Origin of the sequence: Acinetobacter sp. LMB-5 (assembly GCF_001541635.1) — a bacterium.
Lineage (GTDB): Bacteria > Pseudomonadota > Gammaproteobacteria > Pseudomonadales > Moraxellaceae > Acinetobacter > Acinetobacter pittii.
The window spans coordinates 1-332 of sequence record NZ_LRDR01000109.1 but is presented as its reverse complement, the minus strand read 5'-3'; the positions used below and the strand labels follow the sequence as shown (position 1 = coordinate 332).

Annotated in this window: 1 pseudogene; it reads right to left on the bottom strand. The window is 47.6% G+C overall.

Annotated features, from left to right (window positions below):
* Window positions 1-332 (bottom strand): annotated as a pseudogene (locus AW165_RS18730) (2-oxoglutarate dehydrogenase E1 component); the annotation flags it as partial.

Below are 332 nucleotides of genomic sequence, written 5' to 3'. Positions count from 1 at the left end.
TTTATCGAAAGATGGCTGACCAACCACAGACTCTAAACGTTGCTGGATCCAACGCTTCTGCTCTGTATCTGTCATGTGCATGTATTCTGCACCAATAGAACCACAGTAGGTTTTCTTTAGTGCTGAGTAGATGTCTTTCAACTGCATCGTCTCTTGGCCAATGGCAAAAGAACCTACGTTGAAAGTTTCTGCGAAGTCATCTTCGGTGAGATTGTGGAATGCAGGGTCTAGCTCCGCCACAGGTGGGCGTTGCCATAGACCTAGAGGATCGAGCTCTGCAGCTTCATGACCGCGGAAGCGGTATGCGTTGATAAGCTGGAGAACTTTTACTT